At 64.0% G+C, this 1447-nt stretch carries 1 protein-coding gene; it reads left to right on the forward strand.

Annotated elements, in window-relative coordinates; genetic code table 11:
* Positions 1 to 74: 74 nt before the first annotated feature.
* A complete protein-coding gene (locus FHR97_RS20045) occupies positions 75 to 1358 on the forward strand; it encodes an IS701 family transposase (protein ID WP_183385565.1) in 1284 nt (427 codons plus the stop codon).
* Positions 1359 to 1447 lie beyond the last annotated feature (89 nt).

Consider the following 1447-nt stretch of genomic DNA (forward strand, 5'->3'; position numbering starts at 1 on the left):
CTAGTACTACTGTGTCATAAATTAGGCTGTTACGATGTTGGGGTGTTCTACCTCAGGGATGCCGGTTGCAGTTGATGTCACGCTCTACGCTTCACGACGGTTTCGATGCCTACCTGGACGGGCTGGCGCCCCAACTGGGACATGCTGATCGCGTGCGAAGCTTCAAGGACTACTGCTATGGCCTGATGCTGTCGCTGCCCCGAAAGAGCATCGAGCCCATCGCGGCCAGCCTCGATCCGGAGAACGTCCAGGCACGCCACCAAGCTCTTCATCACCTGGTGGCCAAGGCGCCGTGGTCGGATCGTGCGCTGCTGATGGGCGTCGCCCAGTGGGTTCTGCCTCACTTCCTGGCCGGCGCCACGCCCTATTGGGTGATCGACGATACCAGCATTCGCAAGAAAGGCCGGCATTCGGTGGGCGTCAGTCGCCAGTACTGCGGCGAGATCGGCAAGCAGGACAACTGCCAGGTCGCCGTCAGCCTGTCGGTCGCCACAGAGCGGGCCAGCCTGCCGGTCGCGTGGCGCCTCTATTTGCCCCAATCGTGGACGGATGACCCGGCACGCTGCCGCCGCGCCGGCGTGCCCTCCGAGGTCACCTTTGCGACCAAGCCGGAGATCGCCCTGCAGCAGGTTCGCGAGACGCTGGACGCCGGCATCACGCCTGGCATCGTGCTGGCGGATGCCGCCTACGGCAAGGTGACGGCCTGGCGGGAACAGCTCGCCGAGTGGGGCCTGAGCTACTGCGTGGGCGTTCGCGACGACCTCAGCGTCTGGGCGCCCGGTACCGAGCCCCTGCCCCCCGAATGGTCGGGGAAGGGGCGGCCACCCACGCGATGGCAACAGACGGCGGAGCACCATCCCGTGTCGGCGGACACCTTGGCCCATGCCCTGGAGAGCGCCCACTACCAAACGGTCACCTGGCGAGAGGGCACGAACAAGCCACTGCGGTCGCGCTTTGCCGCGGTGCGCGTGCGAGTGGCGCGGGGCATGCAGTACCGTGAGCCGGAATGGTTGCTCGTCGAATGGCCCGAAGGCGCTGATGAGCCTGCCAAGTACTGGCTGAGCAATCTGCCAGAGGACACGTCACTGACGGACTTGGTGATCACGGCGAAAGCCCGTTGGCGGATCGAGCGCGACTACCAGGAGCTCAAGCAGGAGTTCGGGCTGGATCACTACGAAGGGCGCAACTGGCGCGGTTTCCATCATCACGCCAGCCTGTGTATCACCGCCTATGGTTTCCTGGTGGCCGAACGACTGCGCCGGGGAGAACAAAAAAAAATCGCACTATTCCCGGCACCTGCCTTACCCGAAGCGTACCGGCCGCGGGGTCGTACAACGCGCCCAACGCCACGTGAGTGATTCAATCACCACCCTGCGCTGGATGCTGCACCAAGGGATCATGGCAGCCTTATACAGCGCCTGGCGATGTTTGTGACACAGTAGTACTA

The sequence above is a fragment of the Halomonas stenophila genome (assembly GCF_014192275.1).
Lineage (GTDB): Bacteria > Pseudomonadota > Gammaproteobacteria > Pseudomonadales > Halomonadaceae > Halomonas > Halomonas stenophila.

Coding starts and splice junctions, on each gene's coding strand:
- FHR97_RS20045 (WP_183385565.1), top strand. CDS start 75: ATGTCACGCTCTACGCTTCACGACGGTTTCGATGCCTACCTGGACGGG.